This window comes from Nostoc sp., from assembly GCF_036917135.1.
Classification (GTDB): Bacteria; Cyanobacteriota; Cyanobacteriia; order Cyanobacteriales; family Nostocaceae; genus Nostoc.
This window is the reverse complement of the sequence record NZ_JBALEA010000091.1, coordinates 254,527-278,799: the sequence shown is the minus strand read 5'-3', so window position 1 is coordinate 278,799 and position 24,273 is coordinate 254,527. Positions and strand designations below refer to the sequence as shown.

At 43.9% G+C, this 24,273-nt stretch carries 18 protein-coding genes and 2 pseudogenes; 3 read left to right on the top strand and 17 right to left on the bottom strand.

All coding sequences use genetic code 11. From position 1 onward, the window contains the following. Window positions 1–161: 161 nt before the first annotated feature. The 11 genes from V7K50_RS30005 to V7K50_RS29955 all read right to left on the bottom strand — a co-directional run bounded on the left by V7K50_RS30005 (window position 162) and on the right by V7K50_RS29955 (window position 11,423). Window positions 162–1,031 (bottom strand): alpha/beta fold hydrolase, encoded by an 870-nt coding sequence (locus tag V7K50_RS30005; protein WP_334966558.1) that lies wholly within the window; start codon window positions 1,029–1,031, stop codon window positions 162–164. Between the two features lie 57 nt (window positions 1,032–1,088). Next, window positions 1,089–1,739, bottom strand: coding sequence for an MOSC domain-containing protein (locus V7K50_RS30000; RefSeq protein WP_334966556.1), 651 nt, complete (start codon window positions 1,737–1,739; stop codon window positions 1,089–1,091). A 19-nt stretch (window positions 1,740–1,758) separates the two neighbouring features. After that, window positions 1,759–2,508 carry a glucose 1-dehydrogenase gene (locus V7K50_RS29995; RefSeq protein WP_179076270.1) on the bottom strand — a complete coding sequence of 250 codons (750 nt, stop codon included), beginning with the start codon at window positions 2,506–2,508 and terminating at the stop codon, window positions 1,759–1,761. A 157-nt stretch (window positions 2,509–2,665) separates the two neighbouring features. Next, window positions 2,666–3,181 carry an SgcJ/EcaC family oxidoreductase gene (locus V7K50_RS29990; protein WP_334966553.1) on the bottom strand — a complete coding sequence of 172 codons (516 nt, stop codon included), beginning with the start codon at window positions 3,179–3,181 and terminating at the stop codon, window positions 2,666–2,668. A gap of 236 nt (window positions 3,182–3,417) precedes the next feature. Then, window positions 3,418–4,005: a Dps family protein gene (locus tag V7K50_RS29985; RefSeq protein WP_334966551.1), complete on the bottom strand. Its 588-nt coding sequence runs from the start codon at window positions 4,003–4,005 to the stop codon at window positions 3,418–3,420. A 77-nt stretch (window positions 4,006–4,082) separates the two neighbouring features. Next, a complete protein-coding gene (locus tag V7K50_RS29980) occupies window positions 4,083–4,895 on the bottom strand; it encodes an alpha/beta fold hydrolase (RefSeq protein ID WP_334966549.1) in 813 nt (270 codons plus the stop codon). Between the two features lie 99 nt (window positions 4,896–4,994). Beyond that, window positions 4,995–5,552 (bottom strand): DsbA family protein, encoded by a 558-nt coding sequence (locus tag V7K50_RS29975; protein WP_334966547.1) that lies wholly within the window; start codon window positions 5,550–5,552, stop codon window positions 4,995–4,997. A 347-nt stretch (window positions 5,553–5,899) separates the two neighbouring features. Further along, window positions 5,900–6,529: a response regulator transcription factor gene (locus tag V7K50_RS29970; RefSeq protein ID WP_334966545.1), complete on the bottom strand. Its 630-nt coding sequence runs from the start codon at window positions 6,527–6,529 to the stop codon at window positions 5,900–5,902. Window positions 6,530–6,538: 9 nt separating this feature from the next. Further along, a complete protein-coding gene (locus tag V7K50_RS29965) occupies window positions 6,539–9,316 on the bottom strand; it encodes a PAS domain-containing protein (RefSeq protein WP_334966543.1) in 2,778 nt (925 codons plus the stop codon). A gap of 60 nt (window positions 9,317–9,376) precedes the next feature. Continuing rightward, a complete protein-coding gene (locus tag V7K50_RS29960) occupies window positions 9,377–9,970 on the bottom strand; it encodes a DsbA family protein (RefSeq protein ID WP_334966542.1) in 594 nt (197 codons plus the stop codon). A 178-nt stretch (window positions 9,971–10,148) separates the two neighbouring features. Next, window positions 10,149–11,423, bottom strand: a complete 1,275-nt coding sequence (locus V7K50_RS29955) for an RNA-guided endonuclease InsQ/TnpB family protein (RefSeq protein ID WP_334966540.1) — start codon at window positions 11,421–11,423, stop codon at window positions 10,149–10,151. A gap of 50 nt (window positions 11,424–11,473) precedes the next feature. On the opposite strand from V7K50_RS29955, the gene tnpA reads away from it, so the two are divergent. Further along, a complete protein-coding gene (gene tnpA, locus V7K50_RS29950) occupies window positions 11,474–11,875 on the top strand; it encodes an IS200/IS605 family transposase (RefSeq protein ID WP_334966538.1) in 402 nt (133 codons plus the stop codon). Between the two features lie 104 nt (window positions 11,876–11,979). Here tnpA and V7K50_RS29945 read toward each other — a convergent pair whose 3' ends face one another. The 4 genes and pseudogenes from V7K50_RS29945 to V7K50_RS29930 form a co-directional block, all read right to left on the bottom strand. After that, window positions 11,980–12,609 carry a response regulator transcription factor gene (locus V7K50_RS29945; protein ID WP_334966536.1) on the bottom strand — a complete coding sequence of 210 codons (630 nt, stop codon included), beginning with the start codon at window positions 12,607–12,609 and terminating at the stop codon, window positions 11,980–11,982. Beyond that, window positions 12,596–19,528, bottom strand: a complete 6,933-nt coding sequence (locus V7K50_RS29940; RefSeq protein ID WP_442944682.1) for an AAA family ATPase — start codon at window positions 19,526–19,528, stop codon at window positions 12,596–12,598. The genes V7K50_RS29945 and V7K50_RS29940 overlap by 14 nt, the downstream gene beginning before the upstream one ends. Before the next feature lie 503 nt (window positions 19,529–20,031). After that, window positions 20,032–20,307: pseudogene (locus tag V7K50_RS29935) on the bottom strand (IS701 family transposase); the annotation flags it as partial. Window positions 20,308–20,499: 192 nt separating this feature from the next. Continuing rightward, window positions 20,500–21,306, bottom strand: a complete 807-nt coding sequence (locus V7K50_RS29930) for a TauD/TfdA dioxygenase family protein (protein WP_334966612.1) — start codon at window positions 21,304–21,306, stop codon at window positions 20,500–20,502. Here V7K50_RS29930 and V7K50_RS29925 point away from each other — a divergent pair. Further along, the gene (locus V7K50_RS29925; RefSeq protein WP_334966532.1) at window positions 21,298–21,456 is read left to right on the top strand and encodes a hypothetical protein; all 159 of its coding nucleotides are present in this window, start codon (window positions 21,298–21,300) and stop codon (window positions 21,454–21,456) included. The genes V7K50_RS29930 and V7K50_RS29925 overlap by 9 nt on opposite strands. A 24-nt stretch (window positions 21,457–21,480) precedes the next feature. Further along, on the top strand, window positions 21,481–22,272 hold the full coding sequence (locus V7K50_RS29920; protein WP_334966530.1) for an MFS transporter: 792 nt from the start codon (window positions 21,481–21,483) through the stop codon (window positions 22,270–22,272). A 373-nt stretch (window positions 22,273–22,645) separates the two neighbouring features. Here the strand turns inward: V7K50_RS29920 and V7K50_RS29915 are convergent, their stop codons facing one another. Together V7K50_RS29915 and V7K50_RS29910 are read right to left on the bottom strand one after the other, a co-directional pair. Then, window positions 22,646–23,389, bottom strand: coding sequence for a class I SAM-dependent methyltransferase (locus tag V7K50_RS29915; protein ID WP_334966528.1), 744 nt, complete (start codon window positions 23,387–23,389; stop codon window positions 22,646–22,648). 191 nt (window positions 23,390–23,580) lie between these two features. Continuing rightward, window positions 23,581–23,769, bottom strand: a pseudogene (locus V7K50_RS29910) (nitrogenase iron-molybdenum cofactor biosynthesis protein NifE); the annotation flags it as partial. Window positions 23,770–24,273: the final 504 nt, after the last annotated feature.

Below are 24,273 nucleotides of genomic sequence, written 5' to 3'. Positions count from 1 at the left end.
ATGGTAAATTTATTACTAGAATTCACCTAAGGACAATTGACAAAGAACAACCTCACCAGTTGATGTGCAATCTTATTTGCGTAACAGCTTAGTAGGTTTTTGTTCGTGGGTTTGGATTCGCTAGAGCCTGTTATGAACAACGGCTCAGTTTCGCCGTTTAGTTAAACAGGGATAGATTGCAGTCGTGACGTGAGAAATTGAGCGATGTAGTTTGCGATCGCATCCCCATCCTCTTCCAGGGCAAAATGTCCGGTATCGAGTAAATGCAACTCAACGTCTTTTAGGTCGCGCTTATAGGGATGAGCGCCTTCTGGGGGGAAGATGTAGTCATTTTTACCCCAAACAATCAGGGTTGGTGGCTGATATTTGCGAAAATACTCCTGCCATTGGGGATAGAGCGGTGGATTCGTACCATAGCTATACAGCAGTGCCAGTTGAATCTCACCGTTGTCGGGGCGATCGAGGAAATGTTGATCGATAGTCCAGGTATCGGGACTAATTGCTTCTAAATTGCGAACACCATTGGTATATTGCCACTTCGTTGCTTCTAAGCTGACAAGATATTTGAGCTTTTCAGCATTTTCAGGCGATCGCTCTTGCCAGTATGCCTTAATTGGTTCCCAAAATTCGCCTAGACCTTCTTCGTAAGCATTGCCATTTTGAACAATCAGAGATTGCACGCGCTCTGGATATTTAGCGGCAATCCGATAGCCAATGGGTGCGCCATAATCCATCACATAAAGGCTGTACTTTTTGAGAGCGATCGCAGCAATGAATTTTTCCACAATCTCAGCCAAGCGATCAAAGGTGTAATCAAATTCATTTACAGTTGGCATCGAACTGTTGCCGTAGCCAGGGTAGTCAGGAGCAACGAGATGGAATTTATCCGCGAGGGCAGGTATGAGATTGCGGAACATGTGAGAGGAAGTTGGGAAGCCGTGCAATAGTAAAATCGTCGGATTATTACGAGAACCAGCTTCACGGTAGAAGATATCTAAACCATCGATCGAAACTGTGCGATATGTAGTCATGGGATTACTTTTTGTAAGTGATAAAAGTAACATGATGGCGTTTTACGACAGGTTGATCTATCTCACATCCTGACGACGGATCTGTTCCTGAAAGTAATCCCGCCAGCTTTCAGGTAACGCTTCCAGTTGAGCAGCACGATGCAGTAACTCTGGATTATTTCGCTCACGAACATAAAGCTGAGTGATATCAGCAACAGTAATATTGTTGGTATCTCGACTCATCAACTCTAAAGTGTCTCCAGCGACCACTTCGCCTTCTTGCAAAACCCGGAAGTAAAATCCGGTGCGGCGACTGGCGAGAAATTGTTTCACCATATCCGATCGCCCAAAGCGAATCCCTAGTTTGTAGCAGGGTAAGCGCGGTTGAGTCACCATTAGTTCCACACTACCGATTTTGAAGCGATCGCCAATGTTCAGCTCTTCTTCCTTCAATCCTGTGACTGTGAAATTTTCACCAAAGATACCAAGCGTTAACTCTGTGTCAGGCAATTCATCTCGCCAATAATCGTAATGCTCAAAAGGATAAACATAAACTGCTTTGTCTAAACCACCATGAACGGTGAGATCAGCCTGTCCATCGCCATCTAAATTGAGTTCACGCACCATCACTCTCGAATTAACTGGCTCTTTGAAAATTCCAGTGCGGACGGGTTTTCCTTTCCAAGTCACTTCACTCGGCAGTCCGACATTAACAGAGATAAGCTTCATCTTTAACTCCTTTTGGACTTCAAATCTGTGCCATACCGCCATCAACAAACAACTCGATGCCGTTCACAAAGCTGCTGTCATCTGAAGCCAGAAAAACAACCGCTTTGGCAATCTCATCGGGTGTGCCGACTCGCCCTAATGGAATAGTGGCAGCTTGGCTATCCACAAATTCTTGCAACTGCTGGTCATTCAGTCCCAAATGATCGTAACCAGGAGTTGGAACTACACCAGGGCTAATGGCATTCACTCGGATCTTGCGTTCTCTGAGGTCGAGTATCCAATTCCGAGCAAATGATCTTACGGCGGCTTTGGTGGCGCTGTAAACACTGAAAGCTGGCGTACCTTTTATAGAAGTAATCGAAGCATTCAGGATAATAGAAGCGCCCTCTGGCAACAGTGGCAGTGCCTTTTGTACAGTGAACAGCAAACCTTTGACATTTACGTTGAATGTTTTGTCAAAGTGTTCCTCAGTGATTGCTCCAAGCGGGGCAATTTGTCCACCGCCAGCATTAGCGAAGATGATATCGAGGTGTCCTTGTTCTTGCTTAATGGTGGCAAACAGACGATCGAGGTCTGCCAGATTAGAAACATCACTCTGCACAGCCGTAACATTTTTACCAATGGCTTCTACAGCAGCATCCAGTTCGACTTGGCGACGACCCGTGATGTAGACATAGGCACCTTCAGCAACAAACTGTTTGGCTGTGGCAAGACCGATACCACTGTTGCCACCCGTGACAAGAGCGATTTTTCCTTCTAGTTTTCCCATTATGCTAATCCTTTGATTGTTGGGTTTAAAGCGGTCAGTTACTAATGGAGAGTGGAGTCAGCAGGAAGAATAGTCAACCCGTATTGGGGAGCTAGGGCGATCGCCTTTTGTATTTTAACAAGCGTGCCATTCCTTACATCTCTTTTGATTGATCTGCTTAATGACGCTGCTTGAGACTTGCAACGAGGTCGGTCACTTGACGTTGAGCCTCTGCGCTCAGTGAGTCAAAGTCGTCTAAGAAAAATTGACGTTCTAGCGTTAACTTCCGGGTGTTGAGTAACCCTTCGATCTGCCAACCTTCGTCGCCTTTCGTTACGACGTATAGCGGCAGCGAATCTCGTGACGGTGAAGTTTCGGTTTGTCCGGGCAGTATTACCCTGATAACTACGAGCATGAGCGCGAGTTGCGAGTTCACGAAGCGGACAAAATCCACCTCACCCTCTAGGCGTGTTCCTTTGACAACTGTATCGAATGCTTGCTGATGAAATGCAGCGATTTCTTTTCGACCCTTGAGATGCGTGCCCTCGAACGTGATGAAATCGGCAGTTTCGCTGAACGGGGCAGCGAAGCCTTCGCCGCTACCTCGATTCCAAGCATCAATCATCTGGCGATGGAAAGCACGGATTGCCGACTCGTCAGCAGTAGTGGTGGTTTGAGCTGTTTGTAAATTCATAGTTTTGAATTTTCCTTTGAAGTGATAAACCAGTTTTCAAACGGCATAGATTATGAACTCTGAAAATCATCGGCTCTGTAAGCCAGTTCCAACCATTCCTCGAAAATCGCAACGAGGGCTGAATTTTGCTTCCTCTGTTATCTACAATCGATAAATGGAGTCAAGAATAAACTGATTTAAAGAGCGATCGCTGAAATACTGTTACTTATTCATTTACAACACCTGATCTGCTGAATTTAACTGCGTACCAATGGTGTATCCACCAAATGTTCTGCCAGAAACCAAACTTGCGTCTCATTGGTTCGCAGCACTTGGCTCACTAACAAATCGTTAGTACCACTATCTTGATTCGCTGCTGTTTTATCGATCGCTACTCTCAATTCCTCAATGATTAACTCGTGAGCTTCCAGTAACCGCGACAACATCACGGGTACTTCCTCAACGCCATTGGGCGGACGCTTAATCTTAGTGACTTCTGCCACATGACGCGGATCAGCGATCGCCACACCTCCGAGTGTTTGTACCCGTTCACCCAGTGCATCAATCAACTCAATTTGTTCACTGGCGTGTTTGTCGAGCAACAGATGCAGTTGATAAAACGTATGTCCACGCATCAACCAGTGATGTTTCTTGTAAAGGTGATAGAGAATAATCGTATCTGCCAAAATTTGATTGACTAAAACACAGCTTTCACTGCGGGCACTGGGGTTGAGAACAATTGGCAAATCACGAAGAGTCCCATACTGCTGAATTTCATATCCATGTTGATGCAGTAAGGGTTGACTGCCATCGACTTCAGTGATACTTGTATTTTGAGTCGGCACGATCGGATCTCCTAGAGTCAATAATTAGGTCTGTTCTATTTGTATGTAACGAGAAACTGCTTCTCTTAAAATTGCGATTACTTCACAGCAGTGCTTGCTGCTTCAATCACTTTGGTAACTTCTTTTGGATGAGAGATAAAAGGAACATGACTGGAGTTAACTTCGGTTGTCTTAGCATTAATCCGTTTAGCCATAAATCGTTGAAGTTCAGGGTTGATGGCGCGATCGCTTTGAGTCACGAGAAACCAGGAAGGAATCGTTTTCCAGGCGATTTCATTCACTGATTGCTCAAAGGCTGCGCTGGCGATCGGCTTTTGGGTTGCTGCCATCACTCGCGCCTCAGCCTTTGATACGTCTTGGGCAAAAAATTCGTGAAACTTCCCGCGATCGACATAGAGGAAGTTTGCAGCATCAGACACAATTGCCGTACTAATCGGAGGGGCTGCGTACCTTTTATTCAAATCACTCGTCTTTTCACCGACATCTGGTGCGAAAGCATTAACATAAACCAGAGCTTTCACCTGTGGATTGCCAGCCGCCGCACCCGTAATCACATTTCCACCATAGGAATGTCCAACTACTACAACAGAACCCTTCTGACTCTCAATTACCCGCTTCGTCGTTGCCACATCATCAGCAAGAGAAGTGAGCGGAATCTGCACAGCAGTCACTCTGTAGCCATCCTGCTCTAACAATGGAATAACGTGTTGCCATGATGTACCGTCAGCATAAGCCCCATGAACGAGAACGATCGCAGGTTTAGAGTTGGACGCTTGAGGTAATTCCTTGGAGGTGGCTGGTGTTGGATGCATTGATATTCCAACGACAACACTTAATGCAAATAGCCACAGCAACAATTTTTGAACTTTTTTCCATGTAAAAAGCATCATGGCGATCGCCTCTATATTCTTGCTAAATTGCTGAAATCTCTGATTCTTGTCGTCCGTATAGAAATTGTGAAATACTTGTTGGGATAAGCATCAAAAACCTTAATCATTTGCAGCAACAATGGCTGCCATTATCTGCTCAACAGTCCAGCGATCAAGATAGCGAATTCCATTAATAAACAAAGCGGGTACAGCCTCTACTCCACTTCGCAGTCCACCTTCAATATCCGCATTGATAAGATTGATATACGCTCCCTTGGATAAATCCTGCAAAAATTGAGAAATATCAAGTCCTAAACGATTGGCATACTCAACTAGATAGCCATTTCCCAACTCCTGTTGATGAATGAACAATATTTCATGCATTTGCCAAAACTGCCCTTGAGCCGCTGCTGCTTCTGCGGCTTCCGCTGCCCGTTGAGCATGTGGATGAATCTGTTTCTGGGGAAAGTGACGGAAGATAAAACCTAAATTGTTTTCTCCAAACGAAACCTTCAATTGCTGCCCGGCAACTTTAATCAATCGATAGACATTGGCACTTTGAAAACATTCATAATCTCCATACATGACGAATACTACAGCAGCATTCAGTACACCTTGAATATGATCTTGGGTTGAAGGCAGAACGAATAAAGAACGATTATCACGGTTGTAAGTCATGTTTCGGTTTGTATTAAGCAAACTTAAGCCTTACAACCCAACTGCGCTAACATTGCTATGGATTCAATATAGACAATTGACCCTCTCTTGTCGTCCACTCTGAGTTGACATTTTTATACAATCTAGTGATGGATGAACCTGTTCATCTCGTAGTGGAAGGTTGTCTCCAACTAAAGTTTGAGTCTAAAGCCAATTCTATTGGGGAAAAGGTAAAGATTCACTTCCCTTTCCTTCCCTTCTTTTCCCCACTTACATAGGACTTATGCAATAACTCTCTGAAACCCTCTTTCCTTTGCGTTCTTTGCGTTCTTTGCGGTTCGTTTTTTCATAATTTTGCGTAAGTCCTGTTACAAACTGACAATCCCACGCTTAACAGCAGTAATCACGGCTTGTGTGCGATCGCTCACGCCCAGTTTGCTCAAAATCCGATTTACATGCGATTTGACGGTACTTTCACCAATAATCAAAGTAGTCCCAATTTCTTGATTACCCATTCCTTGTGCCATCAAACGCAGCACTTCCAACTCTCGTTCACTCAGTTCTGGATTGGTCATTCGCTGCAATAATTTTGCGCCCACTTCTGGCGGAATGTATTTCTGACCATTATGAATGGCGCGAATCGCATTCAAAAGCTCGCCAAGTTTAGAATCCTTAAGCAGATAGCCTTGAGCGCCCGCCTGTAAACCGCGATAGATATCTTCATCACCATCGTAGGTTGTAAGTACCACGATTCGAGCCTGCTTAAATTCAGCACAAATAACCATAATGGCTTCAACACCCCCCATTTTGGGCATTCGTAAATCCATTAGCGTGACATCAGGTTGGTATTCTCGAAATGCCTCGATCGCCTGTTGTCCATCTTCAGCTTGAGCGATCACGGTCATTTCTGGATCGCGGTTAATGATGGTTGCTAGACCCTTTCTGACTATGGCATGGTCGTCAACAATCAGCACTCGAATCGTAGTAGATTGGCTCATTCTAATTCTTCACACTCGATTGGTGGTGACAATAATTTCTGTTCCTTGACCTGGTTGGCTTTGAATCAATAGTTGTGCGCCAATGTACTCTGCCCGTTCGCTCATTCCTAATAAGCCAAACCCACCGCTAAAAGGAGTGCTGCCTACTCCAAAGCCCCTGCCATCGTCTTTAACCCGTAAGATACACTGTGTTTCGTTGTACACCAACTCAACCCGAATTTCGCCAGCACTTGCGTATTTAATCGCATTGGTTAATGCTTCCTGCCCAATTCTGAGTAAGTTATTCTCCACTTCGATTGATAAGGAATAGGCTATACCCTGAGTTTCGCAAATCAGAGCCGTGTCGGTCGTTGCTCGCATTTGAGCCACAATCCGATGCAATGCACTCTCTAAATTACCTTCTTCTAGTAGCCGCGGACGGAGTGCTGATACGGATCGCCGTGCCCCTGCCAGCCCAGCGCGTGCTAGTTCCTCAATCATTTCCAGATGTACTTGGGTTGCTTCCGGGTCATCCGCCAGTACTTGTGTTACTGCTCCAACTTGAAGCAGAATACCTGTGAAAGATTGAGCTAGTGTATCATGAATTTCTCGCGCCATCCGGTTACGCTCTTCTAAGATAGAAGTGTGTTCAGCTCGTTTACGATCGCTAATGTCTGTCATGAGACTGTAGAAACCTCTGACCTGAGCATTGTCATCGAAATCAGGAATAAAGGTCGCGCTGATGCACCGATTATCATCAGGAAAAGGGATTTCTGCTTCTAGAGGGACAGTTTGCCCTGCAAACACCTGATTAATATACGGCTCAACCCGTTCATAAACCGCCTCACCGAGTAGTTGACGAACAGGGTTGCCCAAAATTTCCTCACGGCTACGGTTGAACCAAACCTGATATGTACGGTTGATAAATTGAAAGCAGCGATTGGCATCGACGTAGCTAATTAGAACGGGTAGAGCGTCGGCAATCAGTCGTAATTCCTGCTCCTGTAAGCGAAGCTCGTCGTAGACACCGCGTAGCTCTGCTTCGTTTGCCTGCAATGCTGTCGTTCGTTCTGCAACTTGTTGCTCTAGGGTGCGATTGTATTCTGCTAAAAGCTTCTCTGCTTGTTTCCGTTCGGTGATATCTTGAAAGGCTGCGATCGCATACAGAATGTTGCCAGACTCATCAAAAATTGGAGTTCCCCAACTTTCGATCGGAATTATACGATTCCCCTGGTGAATTTCGATATCATCCACACTGCCCTGTTCGCCGTTTAGCGCTCGCTTAATCATCAGTTGTTCGGTTGGGTAGGGGCGATCGGTTCCTGCCACATAGAGTTGATAGACCTCGGCAATTTGCTCTGGGGTGACAGACGGCAGCACGCCCTTGCCCAAGAGTTGGATTGCCTTCTGATTTGCGTAATAAGGGCGACCTGTTGCGTCCATAACCACAATTCCTACCGGAACCGACTCTAAAATTTTCTGGAGGCGGGTTTCACTTTGAGCAAGGGTCTGGTTTAAAGACTGCATTTTGGCAAATGCGATTTGAAGCTGCTGTGCCATCTGGTTGAACGATCGAGCCAGTTCGCCCAAATCGCCCGATCGCTCAATTTCTACCGTCTGATTCCATGCACCGTCTGCTAGCGCTTTTGCCGATTGACTGACCCTGACAATCGGTTTAGCGATCCATCGGGCAATCAAAATGCAGATTGCAATGCCAAGCAGCAAAACCGCAATACAAAGCAGAATCGTCGTGCGGATGCTTTGATTAATCTTGGCCATGAAATCGGATTCAGGCAACACCGTGACAATCAGCCAGTCTAGCCCACGAGTATCTTTGAATGGCATCACCTGAATCAACTGCCGCCTGCCATCGAACTTAAAATCAAGCTGTTCCGCAGCCTGGATCTGCCACAAATCGCTGAAATGCTCGCGCAAATAGGCAGCAGTAGCTCGCACGGTAGGGTTACGGCTCTCAACTGCGGACAATCGATTTGCTGCCGCCCCACCACTTATGATCGCCTCTCCGGTGGAGGTGGCAACCAGTTGCCCCGATCGCTCTAGAATAAAGGCGATGCCTTTCTTGCCAATTTGCAGGCTAGCCAAAAAACGGCTCATCTCATTAGGCAGAAATACATCGGTGGCACAGACTCCCAACAGCGATCGATCAGCAGTGCTATAGACAGGCGTACTGGCGGTGATCGTTGGCAACTGGCTAGCAAAGTCGGCATAGATTCCACTCCAGCTTGGTTCGCCTGCCGTCACTGCTGCTTTATACCAGGGACGAACCCGTGCATCGAAGGCTTTGTTGCCTTGACTGATTAACTGGTCTCGCTGACCATTGCGATCGAGGCTGTAGCCGTAGAGTTTATGATCTGTAGCAACATTACTTGACCGCAGTTCAATTGAGCGATCGGCAGGGCTACGTCGCACCCCTAGAAGAGAACCTTGGCGATCGCCACAGTAGATATCACTCACCATTGGATAAATCTGAATTTGCTGCCAGAGTGGAAACTCACCTTTGACTGCGCTAGGGTCAATTTTTCCCTGAGCGAAGGTGCTGGCATTGAGCCGATTGATGTTATGGGGTATCTCGGTATAGGTTTGTAGTTTGCCTTCGATCCGGTTCGTCAGTTCGCGCCGCAGTTGACTGGTGAGATCGTTGATGGCTTCCTGTCTATTTTGGAAGGAAAAATACCCCACTAAGCCGACTGTCACCAAAGTTTGCAGCACAAACGGCACAATCAAAACCGTCTGCAATGGCACCGTTCTGGAAACTTGAGCTACAACTTGCTTGAGAAGACTGCTCATCAATCAGATTCCTCATTTACGGCAGTTCGCGCACGTTAGTCCATTTATTGACAGAAAATACTAGCCATGAGAAGCTCCAACGATCGCAACAAGTAGTGGCTCAAGCTCTAAAGCGTCTCTATAACGCACACCATTGATAAATAAAGCTGGAGTGCTAACTACCCCACTATTCATTCCGCTAGCAATATCTTGATTGATGCGATCGACATACACTTTTTGGGCAATGTCTCGAATAAATTGAGTTACATCAAGCCCTAAAATGTCAGCGTATTCTGCTAAATACCCATCTTCTAGCTCTTGCTGATGCTTCAATAACATCTCGTGCATCTGCCAAAACTGCCCTTGTGTTGCTGCTGCTTCTGTCGCTGCTGCTGCCTTTTGAGCTTGAGGATGGATTTGAGGTTGAGGAAAATGTCGGAATACAAAGCATAGTGAATCTCTCTCCAATAAGGTCGCCTCAAGCTGGCGTTGAATTGCCTGAATTGAGGTATAAAGTTTACTACATTGGAGACACTGATAATCCCCATACTCAACAAGCACAACGCGAGCATTCAATGATCCTTGTCGATGGTCTTGCTCAGAAGGAAGTACAACTAATTGATTGCGCTCTGCTTCGCAGTTACCGCAAGGGTCGCCAGGAATAACATCGCTCATTCTAAACCCTCATTTTAAATCTTTGAGGAAAAGAGATTCATCGTCTGCACTCTGAAATTTCTTCCCTTCAAGCCTATAATCATTTGGTGTGAGTTTAATGTATGAGACTTGCTTAGGCTTGTCGTCAATTCAGGGTCTGTATTTTAATCAACAAAATGATTGAGGATGATTGACATACTCACCTGCCTGAAGGCGAGGTGATTCTTGACGCTTCGTTGACAGGTGCTACCGGAGTAGTCTTATCCCGTCTCTGCGTCCGTTTAGAGTCGTGGCAATGCCCTATCCCGACTTTATTTATATTTTTGGCAGCGTTCTCGTCTCGGTCGTGTTCAGTTCCACAACTCAAGCATTGAACAGACCGAACTTTTAAATCAAGCTTCCCCCATTTGTAACCACACTCAGAACAAACTTGACTTGTTGGTTCCCATCGACTTATAACGCGAAAATCCCTGCATAGTTTGGCTGATTTAGCCTCACACTGTGTTCTGAATTCTCTCCATCCTTGTAGGCTAATTGACCTCGCTAGCTTGCGGTTTTTGACTAATCCCGACACATTTAAGTCTTCTAAAACAATAGTTTGATTTTCACTAATAATTTTGGTAGACAGTTTGTGCAAGAAGTCTTTGCGCGTATCTGCGATCTGGTTGTGCAGTTTTGCTATTTTGATGCGGGTTTTGGCTCTACGCTTTGAATCTTTGGGTTGACGCGCTAGCTTTTTCTGGAGTTTGCGAATTTCTCTATCAATTTTTGAGTAGTTTGGACTTTTCGCTTTCTCTCCATTACTCATCACAGCAAAAGTTTTTATTCCCAAATCAATACCGATAGCGCCAGCGGTAGCGACGCAGGAGCGACTACTTATGTGTTTAGCAGACGCTCGTTCGCTCTTAGCGTCTCCCCTTGGGAGAAGACTCGCTAACGCTTCGCTATCAATATGAACAGGCTTAATCTCCACTACAAAACTGAGGAAATAACGGTTAGCACAATCCTTGATTACTGTAACAGAACTAGGGGTTGACGGTAACTCTCTAGACCAAATAGGACTAACGTTACCAATCTTAGCTAAATAAACTTGTTCCCCCTGAAAAGAAAAGCCACCAATCCTGAATCGTGCTAATTGTTGATTAGTTTTCTTTTTAAATTTTGGTCTACCTACTTTTTTACCTTTTCGCTTACCTTTTAAAGAATCAAAAAAGTTTTTGTATGCAATGCCTAAATCAGCAACCGACTGTTGCAATGGAATATTAGAAACTTCAGATAACCATTGTCGCTCAACAGTTTTTTTTGCTTGAGTAATTACCAATTTTTGCAAGTCGTTGTTACTTGGCAATTTTTCCGATTGTTTACAAATCGCCAGGGCATCGTTCCACACAACACGAACGCAACCAAACAACTGAGCTAAACTCTGTTGCTGTTGGTCTGTGGGATAGAAACGATATTGATACCTGGCTTTCATGGGTAGTGCTATATTGGTCTGTAGCTAGATTATATATTGGTCTGCATAAAATGACAACCTTATTTCGCAGAGAAAGACATAGTGTTACAGATTTAAAAATACATTTGGTCTGTGTAACAAAATATCGTAGGTCTATATTTACATTAGAAAGCCTTGCAGGAATTGAAAAGTCCTTTCAAGAAGTGGCGAGAAAAATGGATTTCCAAATAATTGAGTTTAACGGTGAAGGAAATCATGTTCACGCGCTAATTGAGTATCCGCCTAAGTTGTCTATCTCTCAAATAGTTAATGCGTTAAAAGGTGTTTCCAGTCGCCGTTATGGGCAAGCTGGATATGAAAAACCCCATAAAGAAGCTCTATGGAGTCCCAGCTATTTTGCTATTTCTGTAGGAGGTGCGCCACTAGAAGTTCTTAAGCAATATATTAGAAATCAGGAAAAGCCGTCCTTCTAGGACGGGGCTTGAATCCCATTTTTTCGGTCAATTTGAGGGAGTAGAACGAATCAAACTCAGGTTTGATTGCCTCAGAGACTAAAAGTTAGGTCGCTGTAGGTAGTTCACAAGCTAGCAATTCCGCGTTTCAACGCAATAATGGCTGCCTGGGTGCGATCTTTGACATTTAGCTTGCTTAAAATTCGGTTGATATGAGTCTTCACTGTACTTTCACTAATATTGAGAGCAGTGCTAATTTCTTGGTTGTTCATGCCCTGTCCGACTAACTGGAGAACTTCTAACTCACGAGCGCTCAGTTCTGGAGCAGTTATCCGTTGGGCTAGCTTGGCAGCCACGTTGAGGGGAATATACTGTTGTCCCCTAGTTACAGTACGAATTGCTGTCAATAGTTCCTCTGGCTCAGAGTCCTTTAGTAAATACCCCTTTGCCCCGGCTCGCAATCCTCGATAAATCTCTTCATCGGTGTCATAGGTGGTCAACACAATAATTCGGGCATTGGAAAACTCATTGCAAATAAGCGTAATCGCCTGAACACCTCCCATATCGGGCATCCGTAAATCCATCAAAGTCACATCAGGTTGCTGTTGCTGAAAAACTGCGATCGCTTCATGCCCATTTCGCCCCTGACCAACAATGACAATATCTGGAGCCTCCTCTAACATTCCGATCAAACCCTGGCGGACAACAGGATGATCGTCCACAACCAGAACGCGAATGCTACTAGGCTGATTCATGCTCACTTAACCCCCGATTAATAGATACCGCGATCTCTGTCCCTTGCTCTAAGTCACTTTGAATCTTTAATTCAGCTCTAATGCGTTCAGCCCGTTCTGCCATCCCCAGTAGACCAAAGCCATTCTGCATCGCCTGGTTTTCTACATTAAATCCCTGCCCATCGTCTTTAATTCGCAAGCTGCATTGGGTCGGTTCATAGATCAGTTCAATGTGGATTTCACGTGCTTCAGCATGTTTGATTGCATTTGTCAAAGCTTCCTGCCCAATCCGAAACAGATTATTTTCCAGATCGGAGGATAGGGGATAGGGTGTACCTATGACTTCGTAGACGATTTGGGTTGCGATCGAGGAGTCTAATTGAGCAGCAAGACGGCTTAAGGCATCCTGTAAGTTACTGCTCTCTAAAAGGTATGGGCGGTGTAGTGCCTCTACTGAACGACGTGCCTCCGCAAGCCCAGAACGGGCTAAGTCGAGGATCTGAGTGAGGAGAGTTTGCGCTTTTTCTGGGTCTGCCGTTACCTTATTGGAGGCAGAGCGAGCATGAATGATAATACCTGTAAACGCTTGGGCTAAAGTGTCGTGAATTTCCCGTGCCATGTAATTGCGCTCTTCTAGAATGGAGGCTTCTTCGGCTCGTTTGCGATCGCTGATATCTCTTGTTAGCCAAATGACAGAATGTTCTGAGATGGGCGAGATGCGAGTTGCAAACCAGGTTTTCCACCCTCCCACAATCAAGCTATACTCAACCGTTAGGGGCTGCTGAGTGCTTAATGCTTGCCGAATACAGCCAAGAAATGTATCGGCTTGCGATCGCTCAAAAATTTCAGAAAATGTTCGACCCACCTGTTCGTCAATCGGGTTAGATAATTTCTCTGACTCGATCAGGCTTGCTCTCAAAATCCGCCCTTCTGCATTTACTACCAAAAGCGGATCGGGCATTGCACAAAAGAGCGCCCGAAGTTCTGCTTCGGAGGCTTGCAACGCTTCTTCTGCCTGTTTGCGTCTAATTCCTAATGCAATCTCGCGGGCTGAAAACTCCAATGCCTCAAAGTTAGACGACGGAATGGGATGTCGAGTAAACATCCCTATAACTCCAACAAGCTGCTCATCCAGCAGTATCGGATAGCCCGCAAATGCCACCATGCCTTCTCGTTTTGCCCATTCTTTATCAATGGATGATTCATCAAACACATTGTTAGTCAACAGAGGACTGCGTTCTTGAGCAATTCGTCCAACTTTGAGGCTACCTACAGGAATTCGACTGTATTCACCGTCAAGACGGGTATACATCCCCGCACTGGCTTGTAACTCCAAAACATTATTGTCTTTATTTAGCGTCCAAATCCGAGCAAATGCCGCATTAAAGTGCTTAACAACGGCTTGGGCACAGCGATGCAGTATCAAGGGCAAACTAGCACTTTGAGCCAAGGCACTATCCACATCGGCGCGAAAATCGGAGAGGATTGCCTGTTCTCGAAATTGAGCCTCGGACTGACGCAACACTTCTTCTGCTTGTTTGCGTTCGCTAATATCTGTCATGAGACTGTAGAAGCCTCTCACTTGAGCATTGTCATCGAAATCAGGGATCAAGGTCACGTTGAGGTATCGCTTGCCAAGCGAAAAAGGGATCTCTGTTTCTAGAGGTACCGTTTGCCCTGCAAACACCTGATTAATATACGGCTCAACTCGTTGATAAACCGCCTCACCAAGAAGTTGGCGAACAGGATTGCCCAGAATTTCATCGCGGCTACGGTTAAACCAGACCTCATAGGTATGGTTGATGAATTGATAACATCGATTGGCATCTACATAGCTGATCAGAACTGGTAGAGCGTTGGCAATCAGTCGTAATTCCTGTTCCCGATGGCGCAATTCTGCTTCACTTTGCTGTAAAGCTGCCGTTCGTTGGGCTACTTGTTGCTCCAGGGTACGATTGTAATTGGCTAAGAGATGTTCGGTTTGTTTACGCTCTGTGATGTCTTGAAAGGCTCCGATCGCATAAGCCACATTGCCCTGTTCGTCAAAAACTGGAGTTCCCCATACCTCAATGGGAATGGTGGTGTTATTTTGGCGAATTTCTACATCGTCAATAGTGGTGCGATCGCCACTCAACGCCCGGATAACTGGCAGTTTTTCAGTAGGATAGATTTGATCCGTTCCCGCCTGATAGAATTGATAAACCTCTGCGATTTGATCCCGTGGCACGGCAGGGTCAATCGCTTTGCCCATTAACTGGATGCCCCGTTGATTAGCATAGTAAGGGCGACCAGTCGCATCGACTATTCCAATTCCCACCGGAACCGCTTCTAGAAATTGAGCCATCTGACTTTCGCTGGTGCGTAGCTTTGAGTAGAGCTTGGCATTTTCAATCGCGATCGCTGCCTGAGTGGATAGCAGATTTAAGACTTGCGATCGCGTAGCGTCTCCAAAGGATACTTGCTCTGGTGTAAATGCTCCAGCCGCTAATTTATTTTCTAGATACAACACGCCCACTAGCTTACCTTGATTGAGCAGAGGTAAACATAAAATTGATTGAGTTTGATTCTGTTGAATATATGGCTCATTAATAAAATTACCTTCACGAGTAGCATCATTTAAGATGACAGATTCATGAGTATGAATAACATAATTAATAATTGATTCAGGTAGATGATTTGCAGTTGGGATAGATTGCAGCACTTGTGTAGCATAGACATTCTCACCCTCATTAAGTTCACTAGACGCTTCAATCACCCATTTTCCTGAGTTTTCTAAAATCAGAGAACCTGTTTGTGCGCCAGCATTTTCGATTAATATCTTCATCAAGGAACGGAGCAGATGATCTAGTTCAATTTCGCTCGAAATCGCCTGAATTGCCTTCATTACTGCCGTTAAATCAAAAGCAATGTGTGAGCTATTAGAAGTGGTTCCAGCAGTAGTGCGGATTGGTGTGGAAGCCACGCTGGATAAATGAGGAAAAAACTGCGGATAGCGAGCTTCTAAATCTTTGACTTTCGCAGTTGCTCCCCACCGTTCATAACAGTAGTGAGCTTCTTTCATGTAGGTTTCGGCGATCTTTTGCCGACCTCGCACCAGATAATGTTTAGCAGCTAATTCATAAGCTAACGCCTCTTCCTGGATATATTCATTTTCCCTGGCTCCTTGAATTGCTTGTTCATAAAATTCCTCTGCTTCAAACCACTGGCTCAAAACTCGTGCCGTCTCTGCTTGCACCAAATGATACTTATGCAAACAATTCATTGGCGCATACTTTGACCATTGCTTCATTTTCTCCTGACTAACCGTAACTTTTTTGAGAAGTTCCTCCTGCACTTGAGTGCTGCTTTCAGAGTATATGGCGAGTCTTGCCAGCGCATCATATAGATAGTAAAAAGGAGCAACAGGTGTGCCTGTTATTCGGATTAAATAACGTTCTGCTATGGTTGAGTTTTTAACTGCCTGAGCATACTCAGAAAATAGGTAGCACAGGAAAAGTTTATGGAAATAGACATCAAATATTGCCGTTCCATCATTTGTTACTTCATGTTGTGGCAATCCATTTTCTTCATTGTAGAATTCGCCAACTAGGTGAGTTGGGTTGACCGAAAAGCCCATCAAATTTGCGATCGCCTGTTGATATATTTGGTTCCAGGTTAGCGCCGTTTTTTGTTTGATTTGACGAATTGCTTCATTGTATTTCGTCATCTCGCGCTCAACTTCTACGAGTTCTTTTCCAACTGCATAAGATTGGAAGCAATAACAATGAGCACAATAAGCAGCAAACTCTAAATCTCCAACTTCTAAACCTCTTTGGTAGGCTTCTAGCAAGGGCTGGGTTGTGTTTCTAATATGCTCTTTCCAATGAATAATAAAGTTATTCACAATGAGTAATGTTCTAGCTCTGAGGGAATGAACATTAAGGTGTGACAATAGATTTAGCGCAAGTTGTCCAAACTCGTACCCAATCTCAATGTTTCCACTCGTTCCACAAAGAATTAATCCGTAAAAGGCATAGGCAAAGGGAGATACAACAGCATTACCAGATTGAATTGATAAGTTTACTTGTTTAGACACAAGCAGAGGCATCAAATCAGGAGCCGCAACATAGGCAGCAATCGTGATGCTTGATAAGATTCGCATCGCCGCCAACTTGTGCGGTTCAGTCATTTCCGGCAAATGGAGCAAGTCCTCGATTGGCTTCTCGCCAATGAGTGATGCGATCGCGTCTAGCTCTAGCTGAATGTCTGACTGGGTTGACGTTTCAGGAAAACTGATTCCCAGTTGCTGCAAAACTTGCAATCCAGTGTTGATTGCTTCTAATAGCTGGTTCTGCGCGATGTCAGTTTGAATTTTGACTTCGTAAACTTTCACGATGTCGAGAACCGTTTTGGCTGCTTGCAGAACAACCACTGCCCAGGATTTTACCTGCTCAAACTCGCCACACAAATACGCGACTTCTGTTGTTTCTGTATATAACTCTAAGGTCAGATCATAGTTAGTTTGCCAACTGGAGTCTGCCAGCCATGCTCTTGCTCTAGCTAAATAGTTTTGAGCCACACTATAGGCGATCGCAGCTTTTGCTTTCTGTCCTGTGATTAAATTTAATCTAGCAATTTCATTGCGTTCTAGTTGATCTGTGACAAGCTCAATTCCATGATTAAGATGATCGACAATTTCAAACAGTCGGTCTGATAGTCTCTCTGGCAAAGTTTTTCCGAGGAGATTGCGACCAATTTGTAAATGAACAATTTGTTTTTGCGACTCATCGATTAAGGTGTATGAGGCTTGCTGCACGCGATCATGCAAGAACTTATACTCTTGAATTAACAAGTTTTCATCTAATTCAGATAGTGGTTGAATTAATCCAACTTGTATGGCTGTTAGTAAATATTGAAAAATCGTTTCAGGTGGTTTATCACAAACAATCGATAGAGTATCTAAATTAAATTCAGCGCCGACGCAAGCAGCTAACCGAAGAATTTGCTGTGTATTTTCTGGCAGTTTCTTCAACTTGTGAAGCATCAACTCCACCACATTATCGGTAATATTCTGGGCTTGAATATCAGTTATGTTCCATTGCCAACATAAGTGTTGTGCATCAAATGTCAGCAGATTCTCGCTATGCAGCATTCTCAAAAATTCACTGACAAAGAACGGATTACCCTCAGTTTTACGCAAAACTAACTCAGTTAAGGGACAAACGATGTCTGCATTCTGATGCAGCGTCTCGGCAATCAATTGATTCAACGGCAAGAGCGTTAAGGGTGCTAAGATAATTTCTTGAAGCACTGCCCCTTGTTTTCGCAGTCTCTCTAGCATTAATGCTAATGGATGCGTTGGCTTCACTTCATTATCTCGATAAGCTCCAATCAAAAATAGTGATTGGGCTTGCTCATCCAGCAGCATCAACTCAATTAAATTCAGCGTTGCTGAGTCTATCCATTGCAAATCATCTAAGAAGATCGCCAGGGGATGTGATTTTGAACAAAACACCCGCACAAACTGCCCAAAGATTCTGTGGAAGCGATTTTGAGCTTCAGTTGCTCCAACTTCTGATACAGGTGACTGCTTGCCGATAATTAATTCAACTTCCGGGATCACATCAATGATGATTTGTCCGTTGTTTCCCAAAGCTGTAAGTAAGAGCGATCGCCACTGTTGCACTTGTTCGTCTGGTTCACCCAGCAGTTGCTGCACCAATTTTTGCAGAGCATCTGCGATCGCACTGTAGGGAATATTGCGCTGAAATTGATCGAATTTACCAGAGATAAAATAGCCGCGCTTTTGGGTAATTGGTTTATAGATTTCTTGCACTAACGCAGATTTCCCAATGCCAGCATAGCCAGATACCAACATCATTTCGACTTGGAATTTTGGTTCGCCCGCTTGTTCCCTTTGTGAAGTCGTTTCTGAATTGTTTGGTAAAGCCGCGACGCAATTTGACTCTGGACACGCTACACGATTGTCCTCCGGACACGCTACGCGAACAAACGCCGCCAGTAACATTGCAACTTCCTTGTCCCGCCCATACAGCTTTTGGGGAATTTGAAACTGATCCGAAACGTCTTGAAGCCCAAGTTGAATGCTAGAGATTTGACCGATTTCTGCTAATTGTTGAACACAAATTTCTAAATCCGCTTTGATTCCCCAGGCACTTTGATAGCGATTTTCAGCATTTTTTGCCATCAGTTTGAGAATGATATCTGAAACTGGCTTAGGAATCGTTGTATTTATTTCATGAGGCGGAACAGGCTGTTTAGCTATATGACAATGGACTAGTTCAAGCATGTCCGTTGTGGGAAACGGCAGATGTCCAGTTAGCAGTTCGTAGAACGTCACACCAAGGGAGTAAAAATCGGTGCGGTAATCGAGTAAACGGTTCATGCGCCCAGTTTGCTCTGGAGATAGGTATGCGAGTGTCCCTTCTAAAACATGAGGACTTTTGAAAGTCGGATTCGTGCGGTTAAATTCAGTAGCAATTCCAAAGTCAATAATTTTGACAACGCCAGTATCCAGATTAAGGACTATGTTTCCAGGGTTGATATCTTTATGAATGACATTGGCTGCATGGATTCTGCCTAGAATGTCTGTGAGGGCGATCGCAACACCAAGAAAAGTGGATAAGGGCATGGGGCAAAAGATATCTGGGCGCTTGTGCATCCATTGCTCTAGGGACTCTCCCCCAAAATCTTCTAAGAGAATCACCAGAGTGCGTTGATAGTCCTGCTGGCTGTATGCTTTGATAACTCCTTCTAATTTTAGGGAGCGGGTAATTTTATATTCCTGTCTGTAGCGAGTTAGTTCTTGAGGTGAGGGATAATCAAGCTTTAGCATTTTTACGACGATCCCTACTCCATCGTCTCTGATGCCCCGATAAACTAGAGAATTGGAACTTTCGTATATTTTGTCTTGGATGGCAATACCAGGTAGAGCAATCATAAAGCAACTCTTGAGAGGATAATCTGGCATAACTCAAACTATACACCAATTCTCATTTTGAGAATAATTACTTGCTGTTTGCTCCCATCGAAAATAAGTTTGAGTAAATAAGAGATTGATAATTAAACTTTAATTTTCGACTCCAAAATACTCAACACTTTTTCTTCCAGAGTAGTCAAATAAGCCTGATACAGCCTCCCCAACGACTCCAAAAACCTCTGCACCGATTCCTCCAGTTCAGTGAAATACACCTGCGAAATGCGTAGGTTAGCCCGTCGCAGGCATTGCAGATATGTAAGCTGCTCTTGAGACTGCTTGCGAACCCACAGAAGGGTAAAAAATTAGGCAGACATAAAATTATCAAGTTGCTGCCACACTAATTTAGCTTTCTCTCTCAAACTACAGACATCAGCACAATGGCAAACATTAAGAATGTTACTACTGATTTAGCATTAACCCTCTTCTGTCCCTCTCCGGCGTTAGCAAGTAGTAACTAAGTGAAATTATCCAGAAGCATAACAGGGTTTAAATTGATTCATTTCACTAATTAATTGATTGAATCCCAGCAATAAATTAGAATTTGGGAAAATATGTATCCAGGGATAAATCAACCAAAATAGTAAGAGTGGTTGGGCAATGAGACGCAGATTATTTAAGGTATTCTTCCATCCGCATTCATGGTTCCATTGTTGATGATTAGAAAAATAAATGTCACTATTTTCTTGTACCTCAGTTTCAATTTGACGAGATTTATTTAAGCCTAACAAGGCTGGAGAATTACTTACCTTTCAGGGTTTTATTTTTTTATTCGTTTCCTGACATAAGGTTTAATCATGGTTGTCAATCCCGTACTGTTGACAGTTAACAGTCAACAATCAACGACCTCATTTCGTTCTATATTCTTAGATTGTTAAACCTTTAGAACTGAGTACTTTTTAATTTACTCAGCACTCAGCACTCATGACTCAGCTTTACGAAAAGACTGGTTGTGCTTCCTTAGACTCAGCTTTCTGCTTGAAGACGCTTGGTACTTTAGCGCTGAAAGCTTCACCTTGAACCACTTCTGAACGGAAACCATCAACCCCTACTGGAACATCGCCTGTGATAGTAGTGCGATAGAGGAGACGTTCGACATCCAAATGATCCAAATCTTGAGGAGCCAAATGTACGGTGGCGCGGTTGTCCCAGAAGGCGATATCACCGTTGTTCCAACGGAAACGGGTGGTGTAGGCAGGTTTGGTGACTTGGTTAAAGAACAACTCTAGCAACAGTCTGCTCTCTTCTGGTGACACATCAACAATTCGGGAGACGAAGCCAGGGTTGACGAACAAGGCACGCTCACCAGTCTCAGGATGAACTCTGACGACTGGGTGAATAGAAACTAGAGGATTGACAGCAATGCGCTCGTCGAATTTGTTATTACGCGGTTGATAACCGCCTCCATTGAAGCGATGTTCCGCTTTTAATGTATCTGCTAGCGATCGCAAGGGTGCTGAGAGTCCCTCATAAGCGGCAACGAGATTACTCCACTGGGTGTCACCACCGAAACTAGGGACATTAACTGCGCGTAAAATTGACGCTGCTGGTGGGTTGATCGCCGCCGTTACATCTGTGTGCCAAGGGCCGCCAGTGCGAAAACCATATTGCTTTTCATAGAGTCTACGGTCTACAGGTTTGATCTGGGGAAATCCCGGAACTGGTTCAGGCTCTCCCAAGGGATGGGCGAAAGTCACTTCGCCAAAACGAGATGTGAACTCGACCTGGGCAGCATGATCAATGTTCTGACCACGAAAGAGGGGACGATTACCTTTCCTATCCTCTTGGTACTGAGTGCTTTCAATGGTTTGCTCAAGGGATTAGATATGCCCGTGCGCCATACAATCGTCACCGAAACCGTAGGCGATCGCGCTGATTGGGGTAATGCGTAGGCGTAGCCCGCCTACGGCATCGCTTTGAATTCAGTAATGTTAAGTTCCTCTCTCGTCGTGGGGCCTGCTATGGGCGGGATTTTGATTGCGACACTAGGGGTAAAATATTGTTTTCTTTACGATACCCTCAGCTATATTCCTGCCATATTTACCTTGCTAGTGATGCGGTTGCCAGCCAGACAGATGCAACCCCTTACGGGCATTAGCGATACTTTGGAGAAATTGCGGGAGGGCTTTGAATATGTCTGGAAATTCCAGCCGATTAGAGTAATTTTATTGATGCTAGCGTTACATGGTTTCGTCGGGATGTCTCATGTCGCGCTGATGCCTGTTTTTGCAGCAAAGATTCTCAATGGGAACGCAACAACAATGGCTCACCTCAGCACTTCAGCACCGATTGGCTCGTTGTTTGCTTGTTTGTATCTAAGTGTCAGACGAGGAATTGTAGGCTTAGAGCGTTTGATTGTAGTCGCTCAAGTTTTGATTGGGATGAGTTTGATATTCTTTTCACTCTCGCGTCAAGTTTGGTTATCTATAATTATTCTGGTATTTGTAGGCTGCTTTTCTATCCTTAACATTACCAGTAGTAATATGATTATTCAAACCCTAGTTACCGAGGATAAGCGTGGACGGGTAATGAGTTTTTACGCCCTAGCAATGGTGGGTACAATGCCCTTTGGAAATTTGTTAGCTGGGACTTTGGCAGATAATTTTGGTGCGACTAATGCCTTGATTGTCTGTGGTAGTCTGATTATTTTAGGTGCGCTCTGGTTCTCTGCACAATTGCCAGCAGTAAGCCGTTGGATTGCTCGGTGAACAAGTCGCTTCTGTTAGTTAGACAGTAAGTGACTCTTACATAGGGGAGCTACTGCGCCCTTGCGGTTAAGAAACAGTTACGCAAGCGGCATAGTTCGCCCCCATGTCCCTAATCCTCAAAGGCAAAGGGATTAACACCGATGTTGCTAGGTTAAATTTGAAAGTGGCCGAAGTTCAAAGCACCCAATTGTTATCTTAATCTTGTAAAGAAAATACTATTATTAACTAGCTTTGAATAGTTTTATCTAACGGTTAAAACAGAAGTAGAGCCAATAGCCAACATTGATTTAACAACATCAGGCTCAATCCCTAAAGGCTTTAAGCAAGTAATTTGATTTATCACTTCGAGCATACTGTATTCTTGAATATCAAATCATTGTCCATAAGCAAACTGTTTCACATGGTCGATGTTTTCAAAGTGATAATTATTAATAGCTCGACCAGAGACATTACTTGCAGTTTGATTGAGTCTTTGCAACCCAGGACTAATCTGCCGTAGTTGATTCAAGCCATCAAAAGTTGTTAGGTCGGGTGTAATCCATACACCACCGTAAACTTGCAGTATTTCACGAACATTAGCAAACACCATTTGTTTTTCTGCTAAGGTTAGGTATGTTAACAATCCTTCGCATAGAATAACTACAGGTTTGTTTTTATGTAAATAATTTACGTTCAAAGGAAACTGACTAGGTTGACTAGTAGCATCAATTGCTGCAAAATACAAATTCTGCCGTTCTTCAATCAATTGTTTTACGAGTTGCTGCTTCTGACAAATCATTTCAGGTAAATCACTTTCAACAAAAGTGATATTTTTATTTTGAGACATTACCATTCCACGAGGTAATAATCCAGATGCTAACTCGATAATTTTGGTAGCCTCAAATTGCAAATGTTGAGATATTACTTTATTAATAGCTTTGTAACGAGCCTCAACAAGAACAGACACTTCAGAAGGCTGTGTTAATTTTTGTTGTTGCAGTTTCTCTATGAAGCTTTCGGCATTAACTAATTGAGCTAATTCCTTGCTATAAGGAATATCAGTAAACTGCCTAGTGTAGGCTACCATCAAAGCTGTTGGACTAATTGTATTAAAAGAGCTTGCCTGTGGTTGAACCATTTGCTACCTCACATATAGTTTTTTATATAACCTAGTATTTGTGCCTGTAAAAGCTAAGGCGATATTTATAAATAATATAGTAAAGCGTATTAATTTGGGGAATATCTGGTACAAATACCAAGAATCTCCCGCTAATCAAAAAGTTAGCGGGAGATGATTAATGACACCGACTTTACAGAAGAAAGTTGCGCCTATAGCTGATAGCTAATTTTTTCATCCCAAGGAGCAGGTTTGCTAACTTGCTCCCATATAGGACTATACAAGGCTTCATGTAGCTCGCGTGCTAGTACCACCAAACCTGCATAACCAGCGTAAGCATGGTGACGTTCATGGTTAATGTCTAAAAAAGGAATTCCCGTTTTGAGTGCTGTATATTTATTGCCACATATTTTCTATGTACCTGATGTTATCTTTTATTATCCAAGGTAATAAAATTATTTTTTACTAATAGTATTCCAGGTATTTAATTTAACTAAAATAACAATTTATTCAGGGAATTATAGCCTTAATTATTTTAGAGCACTTTAAATATATCGATAAATATGACTACATTAAAAATTTTTCTTGAAATTTGAAAAGTAGTTTTGTAGGGTGTGTTATGCCGTAGGCTAACGCACCACCCGAAGATTTTGGTGCGTTACGGAAGCCGTAACACACCCTACAAGACTACAAGACTACTGAGATTTTTTCAGATTGCAGATCCGAGAGATTTTACCAACAGCCCCCTCTGCCAAACATTTCCTGATTTCCTGTTCCATATTTCTCATTTATATGCAATTCTTAATATTATAGCTGTTAACTCCGGCAAGTCGATTCATATATAGTATTTTGTGTCCTAGCTTTTGCAAAGCAATGCTTATAGCTCTGCAATACTCTAGGAAAAT